This is a genomic window from Streptomyces sp. NPDC005808 (assembly GCF_042871385.1).
Taxonomy (GTDB): domain Bacteria; phylum Actinomycetota; class Actinomycetes; order Streptomycetales; family Streptomycetaceae; genus Streptomyces.
On record NZ_JBIAIK010000018.1, the window covers coordinates 105052 to 126451 of the forward strand.

The 21400-nt window shown below is 70.8% G+C and carries 19 protein-coding genes; 9 read left to right on the forward strand and 10 right to left on the reverse strand.

What is annotated here, in order from left to right; translation table 11 throughout:
- Positions 1-159 precede the first annotated feature (159 nt).
- On the reverse strand, positions 160-1368 hold the full coding sequence (locus ACFYPC_RS31780) for a CaiB/BaiF CoA transferase family protein (RefSeq protein WP_391889650.1): 1209 nt from the start codon (positions 1366-1368) through the stop codon (positions 160-162).
- A 119-nt stretch (positions 1369-1487) separates the two neighbouring features.
- Here ACFYPC_RS31780 and ACFYPC_RS31785 point away from each other — a divergent pair, with 119 nt between their 5' ends.
- Complete coding sequence (locus ACFYPC_RS31785) at positions 1488-3221, forward strand: amidohydrolase (protein ID WP_391889653.1); 1734 nt, start codon at positions 1488-1490, stop codon at positions 3219-3221.
- Between the two features lie 37 nt (positions 3222-3258).
- Here the strand turns inward: ACFYPC_RS31785 and ACFYPC_RS31790 are convergent, their stop codons facing one another.
- Both ACFYPC_RS31790 and ACFYPC_RS31795 read right to left on the reverse strand, forming a co-directional pair.
- A complete protein-coding gene (locus ACFYPC_RS31790) occupies positions 3259-4041 on the reverse strand; it encodes an ABC transporter permease (RefSeq protein ID WP_391889656.1) in 783 nt (260 codons plus the stop codon).
- A complete protein-coding gene (locus ACFYPC_RS31795) occupies positions 4038-5006 on the reverse strand; it encodes an ATP-binding cassette domain-containing protein (RefSeq protein WP_391889658.1) in 969 nt (322 codons plus the stop codon). Before ACFYPC_RS31795 ends, ACFYPC_RS31790 begins: the two co-directional genes overlap by 4 nt.
- Before the next feature lie 63 nt (positions 5007-5069).
- Here ACFYPC_RS31795 and ACFYPC_RS31800 point away from each other — a divergent pair, with 63 nt between their 5' ends.
- Positions 5070-5786: a TetR/AcrR family transcriptional regulator C-terminal domain-containing protein gene (locus ACFYPC_RS31800; RefSeq protein ID WP_391889661.1), complete on the forward strand. Its 717-nt coding sequence runs from the start codon at positions 5070-5072 to the stop codon at positions 5784-5786.
- Positions 5787-5792: 6 nt separating this feature from the next.
- On the opposite strand, the gene ACFYPC_RS31805 is transcribed toward ACFYPC_RS31800, so the two are convergent.
- The 3 genes from ACFYPC_RS31805 to hmgA form a co-directional block, all read right to left on the reverse strand.
- Entirely contained in the window at positions 5793-6974 is a 1182-nt protein-coding gene (locus ACFYPC_RS31805) for a type ISP restriction/modification enzyme (protein ID WP_391889662.1), read from the reverse strand.
- 24 nt (positions 6975-6998) lie between these two features.
- Positions 6999-7748, reverse strand: a complete 750-nt coding sequence (locus ACFYPC_RS31810) for a GntR family transcriptional regulator (RefSeq protein WP_391889665.1) — start codon at positions 7746-7748, stop codon at positions 6999-7001.
- Between the two features lie 162 nt (positions 7749-7910).
- Positions 7911-9248 (reverse strand): homogentisate 1,2-dioxygenase, encoded by a 1338-nt coding sequence (hmgA, locus tag ACFYPC_RS31815; RefSeq protein ID WP_391889668.1) that lies wholly within the window; start codon positions 9246-9248, stop codon positions 7911-7913.
- Positions 9249-9518: 270 nt separating this feature from the next.
- On the opposite strand from hmgA, the gene ACFYPC_RS31820 reads away from it, so the two are divergent.
- The 5 genes from ACFYPC_RS31820 to ACFYPC_RS31840 all read left to right on the forward strand — a co-directional run bounded on the left by ACFYPC_RS31820 (position 9519) and on the right by ACFYPC_RS31840 (position 16208).
- Complete coding sequence (locus ACFYPC_RS31820) at positions 9519-10058, forward strand: hypothetical protein (RefSeq protein WP_391889670.1); 540 nt, start codon at positions 9519-9521, stop codon at positions 10056-10058.
- Between the two features lie 64 nt (positions 10059-10122).
- The gene (locus ACFYPC_RS31825) at positions 10123-10752 is read left to right on the forward strand and encodes a TetR family transcriptional regulator (RefSeq protein ID WP_391889673.1); all 630 of its coding nucleotides are present in this window, start codon (positions 10123-10125) and stop codon (positions 10750-10752) included.
- A 329-nt stretch (positions 10753-11081) separates the two neighbouring features.
- Entirely contained in the window at positions 11082-13340 is a 2259-nt protein-coding gene (locus tag ACFYPC_RS31830) for a molybdopterin oxidoreductase family protein (RefSeq protein WP_391889675.1), read from the forward strand.
- Positions 13341-13474: 134 nt separating this feature from the next.
- The gene (locus tag ACFYPC_RS31835; RefSeq protein ID WP_391889676.1) at positions 13475-14890 is read left to right on the forward strand and encodes a CitMHS family transporter; all 1416 of its coding nucleotides are present in this window, start codon (positions 13475-13477) and stop codon (positions 14888-14890) included.
- A 97-nt stretch (positions 14891-14987) separates the two neighbouring features.
- The gene (locus ACFYPC_RS31840; protein WP_391889678.1) at positions 14988-16208 is read left to right on the forward strand and encodes an MFS transporter; all 1221 of its coding nucleotides are present in this window, start codon (positions 14988-14990) and stop codon (positions 16206-16208) included.
- 158 nt (positions 16209-16366) lie between these two features.
- Here the strand turns inward: ACFYPC_RS31840 and ACFYPC_RS31845 are convergent, their stop codons facing one another.
- Entirely contained in the window at positions 16367-17317 is a 951-nt protein-coding gene (locus tag ACFYPC_RS31845) for a DMT family transporter (RefSeq protein WP_391889681.1), read from the reverse strand.
- 228 nt (positions 17318-17545) lie between these two features.
- A complete protein-coding gene (locus ACFYPC_RS31850) occupies positions 17546-18187 on the reverse strand; it encodes a TetR/AcrR family transcriptional regulator (RefSeq protein WP_391889683.1) in 642 nt (213 codons plus the stop codon).
- A 324-nt stretch (positions 18188-18511) separates the two neighbouring features.
- On the opposite strand from ACFYPC_RS31850, the gene ACFYPC_RS31855 reads away from it, so the two are divergent.
- Positions 18512-19138 (forward strand): TetR/AcrR family transcriptional regulator, encoded by a 627-nt coding sequence (locus ACFYPC_RS31855; RefSeq protein ID WP_391889685.1) that lies wholly within the window; start codon positions 18512-18514, stop codon positions 19136-19138.
- 137 nt (positions 19139-19275) lie between these two features.
- Here ACFYPC_RS31855 and ACFYPC_RS31860 read toward each other — a convergent pair whose 3' ends face one another.
- Positions 19276-19737 (reverse strand): MaoC family dehydratase, encoded by a 462-nt coding sequence (locus ACFYPC_RS31860; protein ID WP_391889687.1) that lies wholly within the window; start codon positions 19735-19737, stop codon positions 19276-19278.
- Positions 19738-19844: 107 nt separating this feature from the next.
- On the opposite strand from ACFYPC_RS31860, the gene soxR reads away from it, so the two are divergent.
- Entirely contained in the window at positions 19845-20366 is a 522-nt protein-coding gene (gene soxR, locus ACFYPC_RS31865; protein WP_391889690.1) for a redox-sensitive transcriptional activator SoxR, read from the forward strand.
- A gap of 60 nt (positions 20367-20426) precedes the next feature.
- On the opposite strand, the gene ACFYPC_RS31870 is transcribed toward soxR, so the two are convergent.
- The gene (locus ACFYPC_RS31870; protein WP_391889692.1) at positions 20427-21161 is read right to left on the reverse strand and encodes a 3-keto-5-aminohexanoate cleavage protein; all 735 of its coding nucleotides are present in this window, start codon (positions 21159-21161) and stop codon (positions 20427-20429) included.
- Positions 21162-21400 lie beyond the last annotated feature (239 nt).

Sequence of the window (21400 nt, forward strand, 5' to 3'; positions counted from 1 at the left end):
CAGGTCATACTCAAACCGCTCGGCGCCCGCGTGTCAGCTGCCTCTCCGCCCGGCGGCAGGAAGCGCGCACCCCCAACTTGGTGCGCCCTACGAGCGCGGTGCCGGCCCAGCTCAAGTGAGCCCGCCACCCCCACGGTTAAGAGCCCACCCCCTTACCGACTACAGAGCCACACCGTCCCGCAGCAGCTCCGCGACGTCCTCCTCCGTCAGGCCCACCCCCCGCAGCACCGCCCCGGTGTGCTCTCCCAGCTCGGGCACCGCCCCCATGCGCGCCTCCCCACCACCCGGCAGCGTGATCGGCGGCAGCAGTGCCCGCAACGGCCCCGCCGGTGAACCCACTTCCCGCCACCGGTCCCTGGCCGCCAGCTGCGGATGCTCCGCGACCTCCCGTACGTCCCGCAGGCGGGCGCACGCGATGCCCGCGCCTTCCAGACGGGCCACTGCCTCATCGGCGACGAGCGGACCCAGCGCCTTCGCCACCAGCGCGTCCGTACGCTGCCGGTTGGCGACCCGCGCCGCGTTCGTCGCGTACGCCGGATCGTCGGCCAACTCCGGTTGGTCCAGCACCTGGTGGGCGAGCCGCTGCCACTCGCGGTCGTTCTGCACCGACAGCAGTACCCGGCCGCCGTCCGCCGTCGGATACGCGTCGTACGGCGCGATGACGGCGTGCGCCAGACCTGTGCGCGCCGGGGGAGTTCCTCCGTGCATCACATGGTGCAGCGGATGCCCCATCCACTCCGCGAGCGCGTCCAGCATGGAGACCTCCACCGGGCCCCCGCGCCCCGTCGTACCGCGCCGCACGAGCGCCGCGAGCACCCCGGAGAACGCGTACATGGCCGCCGCGATGTCGGCCGCCGGAATCCCCGCCTTGACCGGCTGCTCCGGCGTCCCCGTCACCGACACGAGCCCCGCCTCGCACTGCACGAGCATGTCGTACGCACGTTTGCCGGCGTACGGCCCGCTCGGCCCGTACCCCGAGATGTCCACGGCGACCAGCCGCGGATGCGCGGCGCACAGCGTGGCCGCGTCCAGGCCGAGCCGCGCCGCCGCGCCCTGCGCGAGGTTCTGTACGAAGACGTCCGCGTCCGCGACGAGCCGGCGTACGACCTCGAGGCCGCGTGGATCCTTCAGGTCGAGGGCGACGGACTCCTTGCCCCGGTTGCACCACACGAAGTGCGAGGCGAGACCGGCCGCCGCGGTGTCGTAGTCGCGGGCGAAGTCCCCGCCGTCGACCCGCTCGACCTTGATCACGCGGGCGCCGAGGTCAGCGAGCTGACGGGTCGCGAAGGGCGCCGAGACGGCCTGCTCGACGGCGACGACGGTGATGCCGTCGAGGGGGAGGGGCAGTGGCTGCATGCGGGGGATCATGTCTCTCGCGTAACACCTTTGTCATCCCGGGATGTTGACGGGGCAACGTCATGGGTCCAGGGTGGCTGATCGTTTACCCGATCCGTTTGGCCGATACACCCAACCTCAATCCCGGGAGGATGCGCGTGTGTGACCTGCACGATCAACACGAACACGAGTCGCCGGCCGCGAACGGCCAGGTGCTGAGCCGCCGCCGCATCATGCAGCTGCTCGGCGCCGCCGGTGTCACCACGGCCGTGATGACGGCCGAGGCGGACCCCGCGATGGCGGCGTCGGCCGACTCCTTCGAAGCCGAGTACACGGCGCCGGAAGGTCTGGCCCAGGACAGCCCCGCCAAGACGGCGGCCCTGGACTGGATCACCTCCCACACCGACTCCATCACCGGTCTCAACTCCGAGATCTGGGACCACGCCGAACTCAGCCTGCGCGAGTGGAACTCCTCGCTCGCCGAGGCCGGCTTCCTCGAAAAGGCCGGATTCCAGGTGAAGTTCGGCACCGCCGGCTTCCCGACCGCGTTCACCGCCACGTTCTCCTGCGGCAGCGGCGGCCCGGTCCTCGGCTTCAGCGGTGAGTACGACGCTCTGCCGGGCCTCTCGCAGAACAAGGGCGTCGGCCATCACGACCCGCGCGAGTACATCCACGATCCGTTCGCCCCCAGCTACGGTCCGGGACACGGCTGCGGACACAGTGCCCTCGGCACCGCTGCGGCAGCGGCGGCCGCCGCCGTCGCCCAGGCCGCCAAGAAGCACAAGCTGCCGGTCACCGTGAAGTTCTTCGGCTCCACCGCCGAGGAGACGCTGATCGGCAAGACCTACGCGGTCAGCCGGGGCGTGTACGAGGGCCTCGACGCGTTCCTCGACTGGCACCCCTCGACCTCCAACGCCACCGGCTGGGGCTCCACCACCGCGATGACCGCCGTGACCTTCACCTTCCTCGGCGTCGCGGGGCACGGCGGCACCCCGCTCGGCAACAAGAGCGCCCTGGACGCCGCCGTGATGATGGCGACGATGTCGGAGTTCCTGCGCGAGGAGAACCTGGCGCCGAGCGGCCGCCTGCACTGGGTGATCAACAACGGCGGCGACATCCCGAACGTGACCCCGGAGATCGCCGAGATCAGCTACTACGTACGGGAGGGCAGTCCCGCCCGGGTCCAGGTACTCCTCGACAAGGTGATCGCCGTCTCGGAGGCTGCGGCGAAGGCCTCGCAGACCTCGGTGAGGCACCGCATCACCTCCGCCTGCTGGAACCAGCTGCCGTCCAAGTCCTTCGCCGAACTGCTGCACGCGAACATGAAGCAGATCGGGCCGCCCGAGTTCACCGACGAGGCCCATGCGTTGGCGAAGGAGCTGCAGGAGTCCCTCGGTCTGCCCCAGCAGGGCATGCACGCCTCGATCGCCGAACTCACCGCGCCCAACCCGGTGTTCCTGGGAGGCGGTTCCACCGACGTCGCCGACATCAGCTGGAACGTGCCGACCGTGTCGATGGGCGCCGCGCTCGCCCCGATCGGCACCAAGATGCACACCTGGTCCACCGCGTCCTGCGCGGCGGCCGCCCCCGGCCAGGCCGCCGTCATCGCCGCCGCCCGCTATCTCGCGGCGACCGCCGTCGACCTGCTCACCCAGCCCGAGCGCCTCAAGGCGATCAAGGACGAGTTCAAGGAGCGCACCAAGGACGTCGAGTGGAAGACGGCGCTCCCGGACGGCTATGAGCCGCCGATGTACGAGCCGCCGGCCTGGTTCCTGAAGAAGACCGGCCAGAAGTGGCCCCCGGAGAACATCACCTGGCCCCCGCAGCGGGTGGTGTCCCAGGAGAAGTTCTCCTCGCTGGGGCCCGAACTCACGCCGCAGAAGTAGGAGTTCGCCGACCGGACGGGGGCGCTCCTGCCGCGGTTCACCGTCCGCCGTGTGTGTAGCGGCGGACGGCGAGCGGCAGGAACACCGCGATGAGCAGCGCGCACCAGGCCAGCGACCCCGCGACGGGATGGGTCACCGGCCAGGCGCCGTCCGTCGGCACCGGGGCGTTCCCGAAGAGGTCCCGCATCGCCGTGGCGACCGCGCTGATCGGGTTCCATTCGGCGATCGTCCGCAGCCAGCCAGGCAGATTGTCCGTGGGAATGTAGGCGTTCGACAGCAGTGGCAGCATGAACGTCGCGGCGCCGAGCTGACCGGCCGCCTCCTCGCTCCGCGAGGCGAGCCCGAGCAGGATGCCGACCCAGGTCATCGCGAACCGGAACAGCAGCAACAGGCCTACGGCACCGGCTACTTCCAGCGCCGATCCGTCGATCCGCCAGCCCACCGCGAGCCCGACCAGCATCAGCGGAAGCATGCCGACGGTCGTGACGACCAGATCGGCGGCGGCCTGGCCCAGTGGCACCGCGGCCCGGCTCATCGGCAGCGTCCGGAAGCGGTCCATCACACCCCGGTGCGAGTCCTGGGCGGCCTGGAACATCCCGGTCATGATCCCGTTGGCGGCGGTCGCCACCAGCAGCCCCGGCACCAGGAAGGCGCGGTACGCCTGGCCGGGTGTCGCGAGTGCGCTGCCGAAGACATAGCCGAAGAACAGCAGCATGTTGATCGGCATGGTCTGGGTGAGGATGAGGAGGCCGGGACTGTGCCGCATCCGCTGCAGGTTCCGGCCCAGGATCGCGGTGCCGTCGTACGCCAACGCACTCATGTCACAAGCTCCTTGTGGTCGGTCATGCTGTCCGTCCTCTCGTGGGTCAGGCGCAGGAACACGTCGTCGAGTGTCGGCGGACGCAGGCTCGCGTCGAGCAACGGCACTCCGGCCGCGTCGAGTTCGCGGACAAGCCGGGGAAGCGTCAGCGTCGTGTCGGTGGTGACCGCGCCGACCGTGTGCCGCTCCTCGTCGAACGAGGGCGCGTTGCCGGTCAGTTGGTCGAGGACCGCCGCGGCTCCGGGCAAGGCCTCCGCGTGGGCGACGACCACCTCCGCGTAACTGCCGATGAGCGCCTTGAGTTCGGCGGGCGAGCCGGTGTGGGCGACCCTGCCCCGGTCCACCAGCGCGATGTCGTCAGCCAGTTGGTCGGCCTCCTCCAGGTACTGCGTGGTCAGCAGCACGGTCGTGCCCTCGTCCTTGAGCGCGCGCACGGCCGCCCAGATCTGGTTGCGGCTCGCGGGGTCGAGCCCGGCGGTGGGCTCGTCCAGGAAGAGCACCTCCGGGCGCCGGATCAGACTCGCCGCCAGGTCGAGGCGGCGGCGCATTCCGCCCGAGTACGTGGACACGGGGCGGTCGGCGGCCTCGGTCAGCCCGAAGCGGTCGAGGAGTTCGGCCGCCCGCGCTGCCGTCCCCCGCACCCGGAGCAGCCGCGCGAACAGCCGCAGGTTCTCGCGCCCGGTGAGGTCGCCGTCCACCGAGGCGTACTGCCCGGTGACCCCGATCGAGCGACGCACGGCTCCCGGCTCGCTCACCAGATCGTGCCCTGCGACACGCGCGGAGCCCGCGTCGGGTCGCAGCAGGGTGGTGAGCAGCCGTACGGCTGTGGTCTTGCCCGCGCCGTTCGGCCCGAGAATCCCGCAGACCGTGCCCTCGGCCACCGCGAGATCCAGCCCCCTGACGGCATGGACCTCTCCGAAACGCTTCTCCAGACCTTCACTAAGTACAGCGTACGTAGTTGTCATAGGTAGACCATAGCGCACTACGTACGGTGTACGTAACTACGATGGTTGCGAGGTGATCGACCAATGTCAGGGCGCAGTGCCGTACCCGAAGTGATCTGGGCTCGTCCCGAGCGTGCGGGCCGTGGTCCGCGGCCGGCCTACAGCCGTGCCGACATCGCGGCCGCCGCGGTGCGGATCGCGGACGCGGAGGGGCTCGACGGAGTCTCCATGCGGCACGTCGCGGCCGAACTGGGCTGCGGCACCATGTCGCTCTACAACTACGTCCCCCGCAAGGAGGATCTGTACGAGCTGATGGTCGACGTCATCAGTGGCGAGCACGAGCTCCGGGAACCCTCGGGCGACTGGCGTGCCGACATGCTCCGGATGGCCCATCAGGGCCGCGCCCTCATGCACCGACACCCCTGGCTGCCGCGTCTGATGTCCCCGGTCTACGGCTTCAGCCCCAACGCCCTGCGTTACCTGGAGCACTGTCTGACCTGCCTCGACCCCCTTGACGCGCCCTACGGCACGAAGTTCGAGCTGATCGCGATGCTCAACGGCGTCGTGACGACGTACGTCGGCAACGAACTGGCCACCGCCGAACGGACCCGCTCCCTGCCCTGGTCCGAGGAGCAGGAGAACGCGGTCCGCATCGGCTATCTGGGCGGCCGGATCGCGACGGGTGAGTACCCGCGGTTGGCGGCGGCGTTCATGGAGGACGCCGGTCCGATCGACCTGGAGGCGGTGCTGGAGCGGGCGCTCGGCCGAGTCTTGGACGCATTCGAGCCGAAGGGTCGGTAGCGAAGGCTAGAGCAGCGCGAACTGGCCCTCCGGGCCTTCCTCGTGGTGGTCGAGTACCGACGCCGGCCGCCGTGCCCCGCCGGGCACCGGAAGTACGCCCGCCGTGCGCAGCTCGGCCGCCGTGACCGGGGCCTGCATCTTCAACTCGGCCTGTTGGGGTCGTAGTTCCGCGAGCAGCGCCAGCACGGTGACGATTTCGAGCAGCTCGGACGTCCAGGCCGGGGGCCAGGTGCTCGGCCGGATCGACTCCAGGGTGCCCGGCTCGGGCGGCTGCGTCCGGGCCGCGAACCACTGCTCCAGTACGCGGACGCCGCCCACCTCGAAGTCCCAGGCCTCCGGCGGAACGGGCGAGATCCGGCCCTCGTCGAGGTGAAGGGCCTCCTCTTCGCGCTCGTACTGCACGTCGACCGGGAGCGCCGGGAGCGGAGAGCGGACGTAGGGGCGACGGCCCCCGGGGAGTTTGGGCCGTTCGCCGTCGCGTCGCATCAGCCACAGCATCCGGCGCCCCAACTCGACGCCCTGCGACCAGAGTCCGGGGTCGGCGGTGAGGGGGACGGCGAGCCCGGCACGGCCCGCCCGGGTGACCGCCACCGTCCAGGCGAGGACATCGAGTGGATCGGGGGAGTGACCCAGGCGGGTGCGGAGGTGCTCCAACAGGCCCGGCGCCAGGTTCGGTTCCAGAGCGTCGGGACGACGGTAAAGGGGACGGACGCGGCCTCCGCGACCGGAACTCAGCGGAAGGAGGGAGGCGACCAGCAGCACCGGCCCCGACGACTGGGGCACCACCGTCTGCTCGACCGCGAACAGTTGCCGCTCGTCGGCGACCCGCCACAACTCCGGGCGCGCCGCGTCGATCAGCCGATGGTCCGGGATCAGCCACTGCTCGTCGAAGGGACCGCCCAGCACACGGACCGGCTCCGCGCAGGGCCCCGACTCACGCGCCAGCCGCCCGGTCCCGCTCGCCTGCCCGGGCAACTGCGTCACCGCCGAATGCAGTGTGCGCGAGCGGGTGACGCCGAACAACGCCTCGCGCTCCGCGCCCTGCGCCTTCACCAGCGCGTCCCACCGAGCCTTCAGGGACGCGGCGTCGGGAGCCGTCGGCCACCTCCGGCCCAGCCTCGGCGGAGCGGCCGACCACGGCATGAGGTCCGCAAGCAGCGGAGCGTCGTCGTGCGTCACGCTCGGCATCGTACGACGTGGTCCAGGAGCCGGTCAGTGGGCGTCGAGGGTGACCGTGAAGGAGAAACGGTCGCCGCGGTAGTGGATACGGGCCACGTCCAGGGCGCGGCCGTCCTCCCCGTGGATGACCCCCGTGTAGTGCAGGATCGGGCTGAGCAGCGGGACCTGGAGCAGCCGTGCCGTCTCCGGATCCGCGAGCGTGGCCTCCACGGTGTCGGTGATCCGGCTGATCCGAACGCCCACCACATCGCGCAGCACCTTGGTCATGGGCCAGCGCACCAGGTCCTGCGGATCGATCAGCGCCGCGAGTTCGGGCCGCACGAAGTTGCGCGCGTGGTTCGTCGGCTCGCCCGTCTTCTCGTCTCCGCGCAGTCGGTGGTACGAGCCGACCTCGGCCAGATCCGGGAAGTACTCCGCGAGTTCGGCGGACACCGGAGCCGTGCCGTGGGCCAGCAGTTCCGTCGTCATCCCCGATTGCTGCGCCACGATCGTGTCGACCGAGCCGAGGAGCCGTACGGGCGCGCCTCGTTGAGCGCTCGGTTCGATGAACGTGCCGCGCCGGCGGTGCCGCGTGATGAGCCCCTCGTCCTCCAGCTCCTTGAGCGCCTGCCGCATGGTCAGCACGCTCACTCCGTAGTGCTCCGCCAACTGCTCCTCGGTGGGCAGGCGCAGCGGGTCCTGGGCGGTGCGGCCGAGTATCGAGGCGCGCAGGGACTGCGACACCTGATACCAGAGCGGCAGCTTGCGGTTCAGGACGATCGAGTCCGGGGCGAAGGAGGTCACGAGGGATATCCGTACCGGTCGTGGGCGTTCAGTGCAATGTGCGAGGGGAAGAGCGCGACGGACGGCGGCGGGCGGTGTGACGGGCGGCGGCGATCGGAAAAACGGGCGACGGCAGGCAGTGTGACGGGCGGCGGCGGCGATCGGAGGAACGGGCGAGGGTGGTCAGCCGTCCCGGCGAAAGTTCCGCTGAAGGCCCTGCCACACATCGTCGTACGCCTGTTGCAGGTGCTCCGCCCGCGCCGCTTGTGCCGTGGTGGTCACCGGCCAGCGGGTCTCGAACATGAAGGCCAGCCCGTCGTCGACCTTCTGCGGCCTGAGTTCGACGGCGCTGGCCCGGTCGAAGGTGTCCCGGTCCGGCCCGTGCGCCGACATCATGTTGTGCAGCGAACCGCCCCCCGGCACGAAGCCCTCGGCCTTGGCGTCGTACGCACCCTCGATGAGCCCCATGTACTCGCTCATCACGTTCCGGTGGAAGTACGGCGGCCGGAAGGTGTCCTCGCCCACCAGCCAACGCGGCGCGAAGACCACGAAGTCCACACCGGCGAGTCCCGGGGTGTCGCTCGGCGAGGTCAGCACCGTGAAGATCGAGGGGTCCGGGTGGTCGTAGCTGATGGTGCCGATCACGTTGAAACGGCGCAGGTCATAGACGTAGGGCACATGGTTGCCATGCCAGGCGACCACGTCCAGCGGTGAGTGGTCGTACGTCGCCGTCCAGAGGTTGCCGCAGAACTTGTTCACCACCTCGACCGGGCCCTCGACGTCCTCGTAGGCGGCGACGGGCGCGAGGAAGTCCCGGGCGTTGGCAAGCCCGTTGGCGCCGATCGGGCCCAGGTCGGGCAATTGGAAGGGTGCACCGTAGTTCTCGCACACATAGCCGCGGGCACTCTCGTCGAGCAACTCCACATGGAAGCGGACACCACGGGGGACGAGCGCCACGTGGCCGGGCTCGACATGGAGCAGCCCGAACTCGGTGCGCAGCAGCAGCCCACCGCGCTCCGGCACGATCAGCAGCTCGCCGTCGGCGTCGCTGAACACCCGCTCCATCGAGGAGTTGGCGTAGTACAGGTGCACCGCCATTCCGGTGCGCTGGGCGGCGTCGCCGTTGCCGCCGAGAGTCCACAGGCCGCTCAAGAAGTCGGTGCCGGCCGGGGGTTCGGGCAGCGGGTTCCAGCGCAGCCGGTTGGGGTCCGGCACGGTTTCCGCGAAGGGAGCCGTGCGGAGCGCGCCGTTGTCGGTACGCGTGAACCGGGGGTGCGCGGCCGACGGACGGATGCGGTAGAGCCACGAGCGCCGGTTGTTCGCCCTCGGCTCGGTGAACGCGGAACCGCTCAGCTGCTCCGCGTACAGGCCGAGCGGCGCCTGCTGCGGCGCGTTACGACCGATCGGCAGGGCGCCGGGAACCGCCTCCGAGCTGTGCTGGTTGCCGAATCCGGAGAGGTGGGCGAGCCCCTCGGCCGTCTTCCTCGCGTCCCCGCCCAGGATCGCCGCGTCCCCGCTCATGAACACTCCCTCGGACTCGATTCCTATGCTTCACCATAGGAATCGAGCCCGAGGCACGCAAGAGGCGGTACGACGCCGGGTCGAATGACTCCGGTCGCGGTCGGACCCGGCAGCTGTCCGGGCCTGGTCCGGTCGCGGTCCGGCTCAGGGTCATACGGGTCGGGGAACCCTGCGACTCGGGCGGTCGTACACCTCAGGGATCGGCCCGCGGTCCAGGAACCTGCCCCCAGGGGGATCCGAGTGTCAGTGCGATGTTCTACGCTCCCCGGCATGTCGTGGACGCGTGGACTGCTCGCCGCGCTCGCGTTCTGTGCCCTGCTCGGCGGACCGGTGGGCTGCGGCTCGGGGGATGCGCAGGAGCCGAAGGACGGAGTGTCGGCCTCACCCGTGGGCGAGCTGCTGGAGAAGACCGACGAGGCGGGACGGCGCTACCGTGAGATCGAGGAGAAGGACGCACCCGAGGTCGCGATCGAGGTCCAGCCGGAATCCGACAACGGCTGGGACGTCACGCTGACCGTCGAGCGCTTCCGCTTCTCACCCGCCGGTACGCGCGCGGTGGCCGTCGCCGGACACGGGATCGCCATCCTCTACGTCGACGGCCGCAGTATCGCAACGCTCCGCACCTCCGAGTACCACCTCCCCGGCGACCTCGTCCCGCGCGGCACACACCAGGTCACCGCCCGCCTCTACGCGGACGACCGCACGGTGTGGGCCGTCGACGAAGAGCCGGTCGAGAGCACCGCGGACATCACGTCGTCGTCGCAGGCCGGACAGACGTCGGCCGAGACCGAGTCGCCGGAACCTCGATGAGTACGAGCGGCAGCGAGGCCCGTACTGAGACCGGAGGTTCACCGGACCCCGGCGGAAAGGCATCATGAAGCCCGTGCCCCATGCGAGCTCGCTGCGCCGAGCGCCCGTGCAACGCCGCAGCGCAGAACGACTGACCCGCATCCTCGATGCCTGCGCCGACCTGCTCGACGAGGTCGGCTACGACGCGCTGAGCACCCGGGCCGTGGCCCAGCGTGCCGGCGTACCCATCGGCTCCGTCTACCGCTTCTTCGGCAACAAGCGCGCGATGGCCGACGCGCTCGCCCAGCGCAACCTGGAGCGCTACGCCGAGCGCGTCACCCTCCGGCTTCAGGAGACCGACGAGGAGGGGGAGGTCCCAAGCGGCTGGCGTGCCGCCGTGGACGCCGTGCTCGACGAGTACATAGGTATGAAGCGCACCGCGCCCGGCTTCTCCCTTGTCGACTTCGGCAACCAGATCCCGGTCGGCTCCCGCGCCGAGCCCAACACCCGCGTCGCCGACCGCCTCACCGAGCTCCTCGCCGGCTACCTCGACCGCACCCCCGACGAGGACCTCCGGCGCGTCTTCCTGGTCGCCGTGGAGTCGGCCGACACCCTCGTCCACCTCGCCTTCCGGCTCGCCCCGGAGGGCGATGAACGGATCATCGAGGAGACCCGAGTACTGCTGCGGGCCTATCTGGAGCGAGTGCTCGACTGAGGGGCCGCGGGGGAGGACCGGCGGGCCGCGAAGTGCTCGCGAGTCATCGACCGAGGTGCCGCGGAGCCGCGCCGAGCACCGGCGGTGGCGGATCCCGACCGCGAACCCTCGAATGAGGGGCCGTCGCGGAGGGCCGCCGCGGAGGGTCGGCGTGTGGCGAAGCGCTCGCGAGTCCTCGGCGGGGGATCGCAGCCGAGGACCTGCGTGCAGTGAACCGCTCGCGAATTTCCGACCTGACCCTCAGCAGGCCCTCCCCGCCATGCGTACCGGTCGGTATGCTCGGCCCCAGTCCGTGTGCCAACGCTGCCACCGCCCTCCGGGAGGACCCCGTGTCCCGCACCACCGGTACCACCGCCGACTCCCGCACCGCCCTGCGGATCTGCCCCCTCTGTGAAGCCACCTGCGGGCTGACGCTCACCATCGAGGGCACCCGGGTGACCGGCGCCCGAGGTGATCGCGACGACGTGTTCAGCAAGGGGTTCATCTGCCCGAAAGGCGCCTCTTTCGGGGCGGCGGACAGCGACCCCGACCGGCTGCGCACCCCCCTCGTACGCAAGGACGGCGAGCTGCGCGAAGCAAGCTGGGAGGAGGCCTTCGACGCGGTGGCCGCCGGACTGCGGCCCGTCGTCGAGCGGTACGGGCCGCACGCCGTCGGCGTCGTCCTCGGCAACCCGAACGTGCACACCATGGCGGGCGCCCTCTACCCGACCGTCCTGCTCACCGCTCTCGGCACCCGCAGCATCTTCACCGCCTCCACGGTCGACCAGATGCCCAAGCACGTGTCGAGCGGCCTGCTGTTCGGCGACGCCAACGCGATCCCGGTGCCCGACCTGGACCACACCGACCACCTCCTGCTCATCGGCGCCAACCCGGTGGAATCCAACGGGAGCCTGTGCACCGCCCCCGACTTCCCCGGCAAACTCAAGGCGCTGCGGGCACGCGGCGGCACCCTGACCGTCATCGACCCGCGACGGACCCGTACGGCAAAGCTCGCCGACCGGCACGTGGCGATCCGGCCCGGAACCGACGGGCTGCTGCTCGCCGCCGTGGCGAACGTCCTCTTCGAGGAGAAGCTCGTCGATCTCGGCGACCTCACCCCGCACGTCCAGGACGTCGACGAACTCGCCGTCGCCGTACGGGACTTCACTCCCGAGGCGGCAAGCGAGGCCTGCGACGTCCCCGCGGACACGATCAGGGCGCTCGCCCGCGAGCTCGCCGCCGCACCCACCGCCGCCGTCTACGGCCGCATCGGCAGCTGCACCGTCCCGCACGGCACCCTGACCAGTTGGCTCGTCGACGTCGTCAACATCCTCACCGGGAACCTCGACCGGCCCGGCGGCGCACTCTTCCCGCAGGCCGCCACCGACCGGACACCCCGGGCCGCCGGCCCCGGCCGCGGCTTCGCGCTCGGACGCTGGCACTCGCGGGTGAGCGAGTACCCAGAAGCCAAGGGGGAGTTGCCGATCTCCGCTCTCGCCGAAGAGATCGACACCGCCACCGAACAGGGCGAGCCGATCCGCGCGGTCATCGCCGTCGCCGCGAACCCCGTACTCTCCGCACCCGACGGCGACCGCCTCGACAAGGCCCTCGGCTCGCTGGACTTCATGGTCAGCGTCGACCCGTACCTGAACGAGACCTCGCGCCACGCGCACGTCGTGCTCCCACCGCCCCCGCCCGCGCAGAGCGCCCACCACGACTTCGCCTTCAACACGCTCGCCGTACGCAACCAGGTCCGCTACACCCGTGCCGCCGTCCCCCTGGAGCCGGGCCGCCTGGCCGAGACCGAGATCCTCGCGCGGCTCACCCTGGCCGCGACCGGCATGCACGGCGCCGACCCCTCCGCCGTGGACGCGATGGTCATCGGCAGCACACTCGGCAAGTCCGTCGCCGAGGCACACTCCCCGGTGCACGGCCGTGACCCGCAGGAACTCGCCGCACAGCTCGCCGGCGACAACGGCCCCGAGCGGCGGCTCGACATGATGCTGCGCCTGGGCCCCTACGGCGACGGTTTCGGCGTACGACCCGACGGGCTGAACCTGGAGAAGCTGCTCGCGCAGCCGCACGGCATCGATCTCGGGCCCCTGCGGTCGCGACTCCCGGGGCCGCTCAAGACCCGCAGCGGCAAGATCGAGCTGCTGCCCGGACCGATTGCCGACGATCTTCCCCGGCTGCGGGACGCCCTGCGCGAGCGCCCCTCCGCCCTCGTGCTCGTCGGCCGCCGTCACCTGCGGTCCAACAACAGCTGGATGCACAACGTGCCTGCCCTCACCGGCGGCACCAACCGCTGCACTCTGCACATCCACCCCGAGGACGCCGAACACCTCGGGATCGGCGACGGCTCGGCCGTCCGCGTCAAGGGCGCCGGGGGCGAGGTGACCGCCCCCGCCGAAGTCACCGACGCCGTACGGCGCGGGGTCGTGAGCCTGCCGCACGGGTGGGGACACGACCGCCCCGGCACCCGGATGAGCCACGCCGCACTCGACCCCGGAGTCAACGTCAACCAGCTCCTCGACGGCAGCCTCCTGGACCCCCTGTCGGGGACCGCGGTCCTCAACGGCGTACCCGTGGAGCTGACCTCCGTGAGCTGAGCAAAGCTGTGACCTGGAGTTTTGCGCTTATTGCTCACGTGTCAACGTCTTGTTAAGACTTGCGCACCCGACCTAACGTCACACGCACCGCCGTCCCAGGTGGGAGTTCAAGGGCGAACGTTAGGTATCCACTCATGCTGACCATCCTCGGCTTCACCATGATCGCGACCTTCCTGGTCCTGATCATGTTGAAAAAGATGTCGCCGATCGCGGCGCTCGTGCTGATTCCGGCGCTCTTCTGTGTGTTCGTCGGTAAGGGCGCCCAGCTCGGCGACTACGTCATCGACGGTGTCACCAGCCTCGCCCCCACCGCGGCGATGCTCATGTTCGCGATCGTCTACTTCGGAGTGATGATCGACGTCGGGCTCTTCGACCCGATCGTGCGCGGCATCCTGAAGTTCTGCAAGGCCGATCCGCTGCGCATCGTGGTCGGTACGGCGGTGCTCGCCGCGATCGTCTCCCTGGACGGAGACGGTTCGACCACCTTCATGATCACGGTCTCGGCGATGTACCCGCTGTACAAGCGCCTCAAGATGAGCCTCGTCGTGATGACCGGCGTCGCCGCCATGGCCAACGGCGTGATGAACACCCTCCCTTGGGGAGGCCCGACCGCCCGCGCCGCCACCGCCCTCAAGGTCGACGCCGGCGACATCTTCGTACCGATGATCCCGGCCCTCGCCGTCGGCCTGCTGGGCGTCTTCGTGCTCTCGTACGTCCTCGGTCGCCGCGAGCGCACGCGGCTGGGCCGGCTGACGCTGGAGGAGGTACTGGAGCCGCAGGAGGCCGAGACGGTTCTGGTCGGCGCCGGCAGCGGTAGCGGTGGCTCGGTCGATCTCGGCAAAACGCCTGTGAGCGAAGGCGGTTCGGGCTCCGGAACGGACGCGGACGCGCCCGAGGACGACGACGGCTTCGCGGTCCTCGACCCCGACCGCGCCACCCTGCGCCCCAAGCTCTACTGGTTCAACGCCCTGCTCACGGTCACCCTGCTCACCGCCATGATCATGGAGCTGCTGCCGATCCCGGTGCTGTTCCTGCTCGGCGCCGCCCTCGCGCTCACCGTCAACTTCCCCCATATGCCCGACCAGAAGGCCCGCCTCGGCGCCCACGCCGAGAACGTCCTCAACGTCTCCGGCATGGTCTTCGCCGCCGCCGTCTTCACCGGCGTCCTCCAGGGCACCGGCATGGTCGACCACATGGCCGAGTGGCTGGTCTCCAACATCCCGGACGCCATGGGCCCCCACATGGCCTTCGTCACCGGCGTCCTGAGCATCCCGCTCACGTACTTCATGTCGAACGACGGTTTCTACTTCGGCATCGTCCCGGTCCTCGCCGAGGCGGGCCAGGCCCACGGTGTCTCCACCCTGGAGATCGCCCGCGCCTCCCTCGTCGGCCAGCCGCTGCACATGTCGAGCCCGCTGGTCCCCGCCGTCTACGTCCTCGTCGGCATGGCGAAGGTCGAGTTCGGCGACCACACCAGGTTCGTGGTGAAGTGGGCGGCGCTCACTTCACTGGTGGTGCTGGGGGCGGGGATTCTGTTCGGCATCATCTAGACGCCTGGCAGATATTCACGGACGGATGTCATCAGAGACGGGTCAGTGGCCGTCCGTCGTCCGTCGCTCGTCGCTCGTCACCGGATGGAGGATCACTGTGGGGCCCGGTGGAAACCGCGGCTGGTTGCTGCGCCTCGTCATCGCCTTCAGCTTCGCGCAGGGAGCGGTGTCGATGGCGCGGCCCGCCGTCTCCTACCGGGCCCTCGCCCTTGGCGCCGACGAACGTGCGATCGGCGTGATCGCGGGTGTGTACGCCCTGTTGCCCCTCTTCGCGGCGGTGCCGCTGGGCCGCCGTACCGACCACGGCCGTTGCGCCCCGCTGCTGCCCGTCGGCGTGGTGCTCATCGCGGGCGGCTGCGCCCTCAGCGGCACGGCGGACTCGCTCACGGTGATGGCCGCGTGGAGCGGAGTGATGGGCCTGGGCCACCTCTGCTTCGTCATCGGCGCCCAGTCGATCGTCGCCCGCCAGTCCGCGCCGCACGAACAGGACCGCAACTTCGGCCACTTCACCATCGGTGCCTCCCTCGGCCAACTGGTCGGACCGATCGCCGCGGGCGCTCTCATCGGCGGTTCCGACATGGCGGGCACCAGCGCCCTCGCCCTGCTCGTCGCCGGCGGCCTCGCGGCGGTCTCGTTCACCTCGCTGTGGCGCATCGAACACCGTACGGCGGCCAAGTCCCGTACGGCACAAGGCGATCGCATCCCCGTGCGCCGCATACTGCGCACCCGGGGTGTCCCCGCGGGCATCTTCATCAGCCTCGCCGTGCTGTCCGCGACGGACATCCTCACCGCGTATCTGCCGGTCGTCGGTGAACACCGGGGTATCGCGCCGTCCGTGGTCGGCCTGTTGCTGAGCCTGCGAGCGGCGGCCACGATCGCCTGCCGGCTGGTGATGACGCCGATGCTGAGGCTGCTGGGCCGGACCGCGTTGCTCACCGTGACCTGTCTGGCGGCGGGGGTGCTGTGTGCGGGCATCGCGCTGCCGGTGCCGGTCTGGGGGTTGGCCGCGATGCTTCTGGTCCTCGGGTTCTGCCTCGGCGTCGGCCAGCCGCTTTCGATGACGACGGTGGTCCAGGCCGCCCCCGACGGCGCGCGCTCCACGGCCCTCGCCCTCCGCCTGACCGGCAACCGGCTCGGACAGGTCGCCGCGCCCGCCGCCGCGGGCCTGGTGGCCGGAGTCGCGGGCGTGGCCGCGCCGTTCATGATGCTGGGTGCGCTGCTGGTGGTGTCTTCGGGGATCGCGCTGCGCGCCCCCGCGAAGCCGGAGGCCGCTGCTCCGGCGGGGCAGACCTCAGCTCTGCAGCCCGGCCGGGGCTAGGGATTTCCAGCAGGTCTGCCGCCCCACCCGGGCGAGTGATATTCAGCCCGTCCGGCGTTTGAGGACGAGGCCGTTCAGGCCGAAGCGGGGTCTGGGGGCGGCAGCCCTCCAGGAACAAGGGACGGGTAGGGGCGGAGGGGCGAAAACCTGTCCGAGCCTCAGATCCGTTCCGGCACAGGCTGCACCACCCGGGCCCTCGGCCGGGAGCGCGACACCGCCACCCCGGCCAGGCACAACACCCCGCCGGCGAGAGTCAGAAGCCCAGGGACCTCGCCCAGGAACAGCCAGGACATCATCACCACGAGAGCGGGTACCGCATACGTCGTCGCCCCCATCCGACTCGCCGTCGTACGCGCCAGCGCATACGCCCACGTCGTGAACGCGAGCGCGGTAGGAAACACCCCCAGATAAAGCATGTTGAGCGTCGCGGACACAGGCGCTTCCGCCGCGTCATGGACAAGCTGCCCCGCGAACGGCAGACACGCCACCGCCCCGATCAGGCAGCCGAACGTCGTGGCCTGCAGCGGGCTCGACACGCCGAGGACCGGCTTCTGAGCGACGACCCCGGCCGCGTAGGTGGCGGCCGCGAGCAGACACAGGACGACCCCGAGAACCGGGGAGGAGCCGCCCTCGCCCGACATCGACAGTCCCACGGCGACCGCCCCCGCGAACGACACCGCCATCCCCGCGAGCAGCCTCGGCGGCATGGCGTCGCCGAGCAGTCGGGCACCGAGCAGGGCGATGAGGATCGGGCCGATGTTCACGATCAGCGCCGCCGTGCCCGCGTCCACCTCCTGCTCGCCCCAGTTGAGGGCGACCATGTAGACGCCGAACCAGAGCACCCCGGACACGGCGATGCCCCGCCAGGCCGAACGGGGTGGCCAACCCGCCCTGCGTATCAGGCAGATGGCGCCCAGCGTGACGGCTCCCGCCAGCAGCCTGCCGAGAGCGAGCGCGCCCGGCGAGTACGCCGCACCGGCGCTCCGGATCGAGACGAAGGCCGAGGCCCACAGCACGACGGTGACGGTTGCGGCGGCCGCGGCGCGCGGGTCGGTCCGCCGGGCGGGCGTGGGGGAATGGGCGGGGGAGTGGGCCGGGGTGGTCATCATGGTCCTGAGGCTAGACGGGCTGCCGGGGCGAGGTCTCGCGGATTTCGGACGCCGCGTCCGAGACGAGGCGCTGCCCCTGGAGCCCAGCTCCTCAAACGCTGGAGAACTGACCCCTGGCCCGTCCGGCGTTTGAGGACGAGGCCGTTCAGGCCGACGAGGGGGGCCTGGGGGTGCCAGCCCCCAGGAATGAGGGACGCTCGGTGACGTAGGGGGCGAAAACGCCCGACCTCACTCCGCCCGCCCCAACCCCTTGAACCGCACCGCCAACCCATCCAGCAAGGCACTCAGCCCCATCTCGAACGCCCGCTCGTCGATCTTCTCCTGCTGCTCCGCGAGGAGATGCGCCTGCCCGAGGTGGGGGTAGTCCGAGGGATCGTATGCCCCCGCGTCGTCCACGAAGCCGCCGGCGAAGGAGTCAAGGGCTGAGCCCATGACGAAGTAGCGCATCAGCGCGCCGATGGACGTGGCCTGGGACGGCGGCCACCCCGCCTCGACCATCGCGCCGAAGGCGGCGTCCGCGAGCCGGAGCCCCGCGGGGCGCCTCCCGGGCCCCCGCGCCAGCACCGGCACGATGTTGGGGTGGTCGCGCAACGCCGCCCGGTAGGACAGGGCCCAGTCGTGCAGAGCTGTACGCCAGTCACGGCCGTCCTCGAACATCGACAGGTCGACCTGCGCGCTGACCGAGTCGGCGACCGCTTCGAGGATCTGGTCCTTGGTCGGGAAGTGGTTGTAGAGGGACGGCCCGCTCACCCCCAGCTCGGCCGCGAGCCGCCGCGTCGAGAAGGCCGCCAGTCCCTCGGTGTCCAGCAGCGTCCGCGCCGCGTCGACGATGCGGTCGGTGCTGAGGAGCGGCTTGCGCGGTCGGGCCATGGCGCACATAGTAGGGCTGGACCTGAAAACTAGCAGTGATAATTAAAATGTACTGGGGTGACCCGTCATGGACCTGGAGCTCAGCGAGGAGCAGACCGCCGTCCGGCGGCTCGCCAGGGACTTCGTGGACCGGGGATCGTCTCCCCTGCCGTCGCCCTGGTCGCGCCCGCCCGGCTGGGCGCCAGCCGGATCCGGAAGCTGGCCGTCGGGCGAGCGCCGACCGACGTTTCGGGCTTCTGATGTGCCCCCTGAGCGGGCACGCTAAGCGCTCGCTCAGGTTCGGGGGTATGGTGTCACCCTGCCAGTGGAAGGGGCCAACCAGCGATGAGTACGGCGGAGGAGACGGCCGGCGCCGAGGTGCAGCCGTGGGCCGAGGTCACCCCGGACGCGGCCCGGCGGCTGCTCGTCGCCGCCGTGGAGGCCTTTGCCGAGCGCGGGTACCACGCGACGACGACCCGGGACATCGCGGGCCGCGCGGGCATGAGCCCGGCCGCGCTGTACATCCACTACAAGACCAAGGAAGAGCTGCTCCACCGGATCAGCCGGATCGGCCACGACAAGGCGATCGACATTCTGCGGACCGCGGCGGAGCGTGACGGCAGCGCCGCCGAGCGGCTCGCGGACGCCGTGCGGTCCTTCGTACGGTGGCATGCCGCTCAGCACACCACTGCGCGCGTCGTGCAGTACGAACTCGACGCGCTCGGTCCCGAGGCGCGCGCGGAGATCGTGGCCCTGCGGCGCCGGACCGACGCCGCTGTGCGCGGCATCATCCAGGACGGCGTCGCGGCGGGCGAATTCGACGTGCCGGACGTGCCGGGCACCACGCTCGCCGTGCTCTCGCTCTGCATCGACGTGGCGCGCTGGTTCAACGTCAACGGCCCCAGGACCCCGGATGAGGTCGGCGCGCTCTACGCCGACCTCGTGCTGCGGATGGTGGGGGCGAAGCCGTAGCCGCTGCGGGTCTCGGATCCCCGGACGCCGCTGGGGCCCGGGTCAGGCGCGTGCCGGTCCGTAGCCGCTGCGGGTCTCGGATCCCCGGATGCCCCTGGGACCCGGTTCAGGCAGGTGCCGGTCCGCTGAGGACCGGCTCAGAAGTAGTAGCGCGACACCGACTCCGCCACGCACGCCGGCTTGTCGCCGCCCTCGCGCTCGATCGTCACCGCGGCCGTGACCTGGACGCCACCGCCCGCCTCGGCGACCTCCGTGAGGACGGCGGTGGCGCGCAGCCGTGAGCCCACCGGGACGGGCGCGGGGAAACGGACCTTGTTGGTGCCGTAGTTGACGCCCATCTTCAAGCCGTCGACGCGCATCACCTGCGGTACCAGCACGGGGAGCAGTGAGAGCGTCAGGTAGCCGTGCGCGATGGTCGTGCCGAAGGGACCCGCGGCGGCCTTCTCGGGGTCCACGTGGATCCACTGGTGGTCACCGGTGGCGTCCGCGAACAGATCGATCCGCTTCTGGTCGATCTCCAGCCAGTCGCTGTGGCCCAACTGCACGCCCACCGCGGCCTTCAGCTCGTCGGCGGACTCGAAGATCCTCGGCTCTGCCATGTCCCTGGCCTCCTGTGGCTCAATGTCTAAGCGACTGCTTAGCATGGTCGGGTGCGGGTCGGATGTCAACGGACTCCGCGTGTGGCGAGGTGGGTAGGGTTGGAGGGGTGCCCCAGATCCCTGAGAAGATCCACGAGCTGACCGTCGGCCAGCTCTCGGCGCGCAGTGGCGCCGCCGTCTCCGCCCTGCACTTCTACGAGTCCAAGGGCCTCATCAACAGCCGCCGCACCACCGGCAACCAACGCCGCTATCACCGGGACGCGCTACGCCGCGTCGCCTTCGTGCGCGCCGCGCAACGCGTCGGCATCCCGCTCGCCACCATCCGCGAGGCGCTCGCCGAACTCCCCGAGGAGCGCACCCCGACCCGGGAGGACTGGGCCCGCCTTTCGGAGGCCTGGCGCTCCGAACTCGAGGAGCGCATCAACCAGTTGGGCCGTCTGCGGGACCACCTGACGGACTGCATCGGCTGTGGCTGTCTGTCCCTGGAGACCTGCGTGCTCTCCAACCCTGACGACGTCTTCGGTGAGCGCCTGACAGGCTCGCGCCTCATGGCGGAACGCGCCCGTCCGGCCGAGGGACGGGACAAGCGGGCCCACGCCCCGCGGAAGGAACCCGGGGACTCCTGCTGAACTTGCTGAGCGTGCTGAGCCGCACCCGAATCCTGTACGCCGGAGAAGCGGCTCCCGGCTCTACGAGGTACGCCGATCCCGCCCGGACTGGTACTGGACGAGTCCCGCCGCCACCAACTGGCCGTTGGACAGGGCTCGTTCACCGTCCGGCAGCAGCAAGGTGTCCTCCAGCCCGATCCGGGTGGCGAGGCCCAGCCTCCCCGCGAGCCGCAGCACCGGCCAGGTGCCGCCCTCCATGCCGTGCAGCAGGACAGGGCGGCCGTGGGCGGCGCCCAGGTCGAAGAGCAGGGCGTGGGCCGACTCCTCCGCAGTGTCGGCGGCGGTGTCCAGCACCTCGGCCAGTACGCGCAACACCCGTGGCCCCAGCGGCGACGCCACGAAGCGCGCGGCGGCGTCCGTGTCGGACCAGATGCCCGCCTCCACGCCGATCCCGCGGTCGAGGAGCGCCGACGCGACCTCCTCGGCGCCCGGCTCATGCCAGTTGACCGAGGCGTGGTCGGGCAGCACCGTCCAGGAACGCACGCGCTCCACGCGGGCCACCGGGTCCGGCTCGGCCCAGGCGCCGGTGGTCACGCCGACCGGTACGTCCACCCGTGCCCGTATCGCTTCGAGCGTCGGTGCAAGGGCCCTGGGTGACAACGTGTCGTGCCCGCAGGGAGACTTCGGATGGACATGGATGTCCGATGCCCCGGCCGCGACATCCTCCGCCGCGGACGCGGCCATCGAGCCGGGCGACAGTGGCACGACGGCACCGTCACCCGCGCCCCTGGCTCCGTTCACACACACCTGCACCATGCCTCGATACTGCCGGCCGACACTGACAACCGGGTTCGTACGCTGCCCCTGCAGGGGCACGCCATCATGCAGTTGCGCGCCGCCCCGCCGCGGATACCTCGCGGCGGGTTACTCACCCGCGGACCCCGCGCCGGGCAAGCTCACCTGAAGCCACCCGCGCCGGACACCGCATCGCGGACACCACACCGGGCGCCTCACCCGCAGTAGCCGCACCCGGTGCCGCACTCACGTGCCCGGTC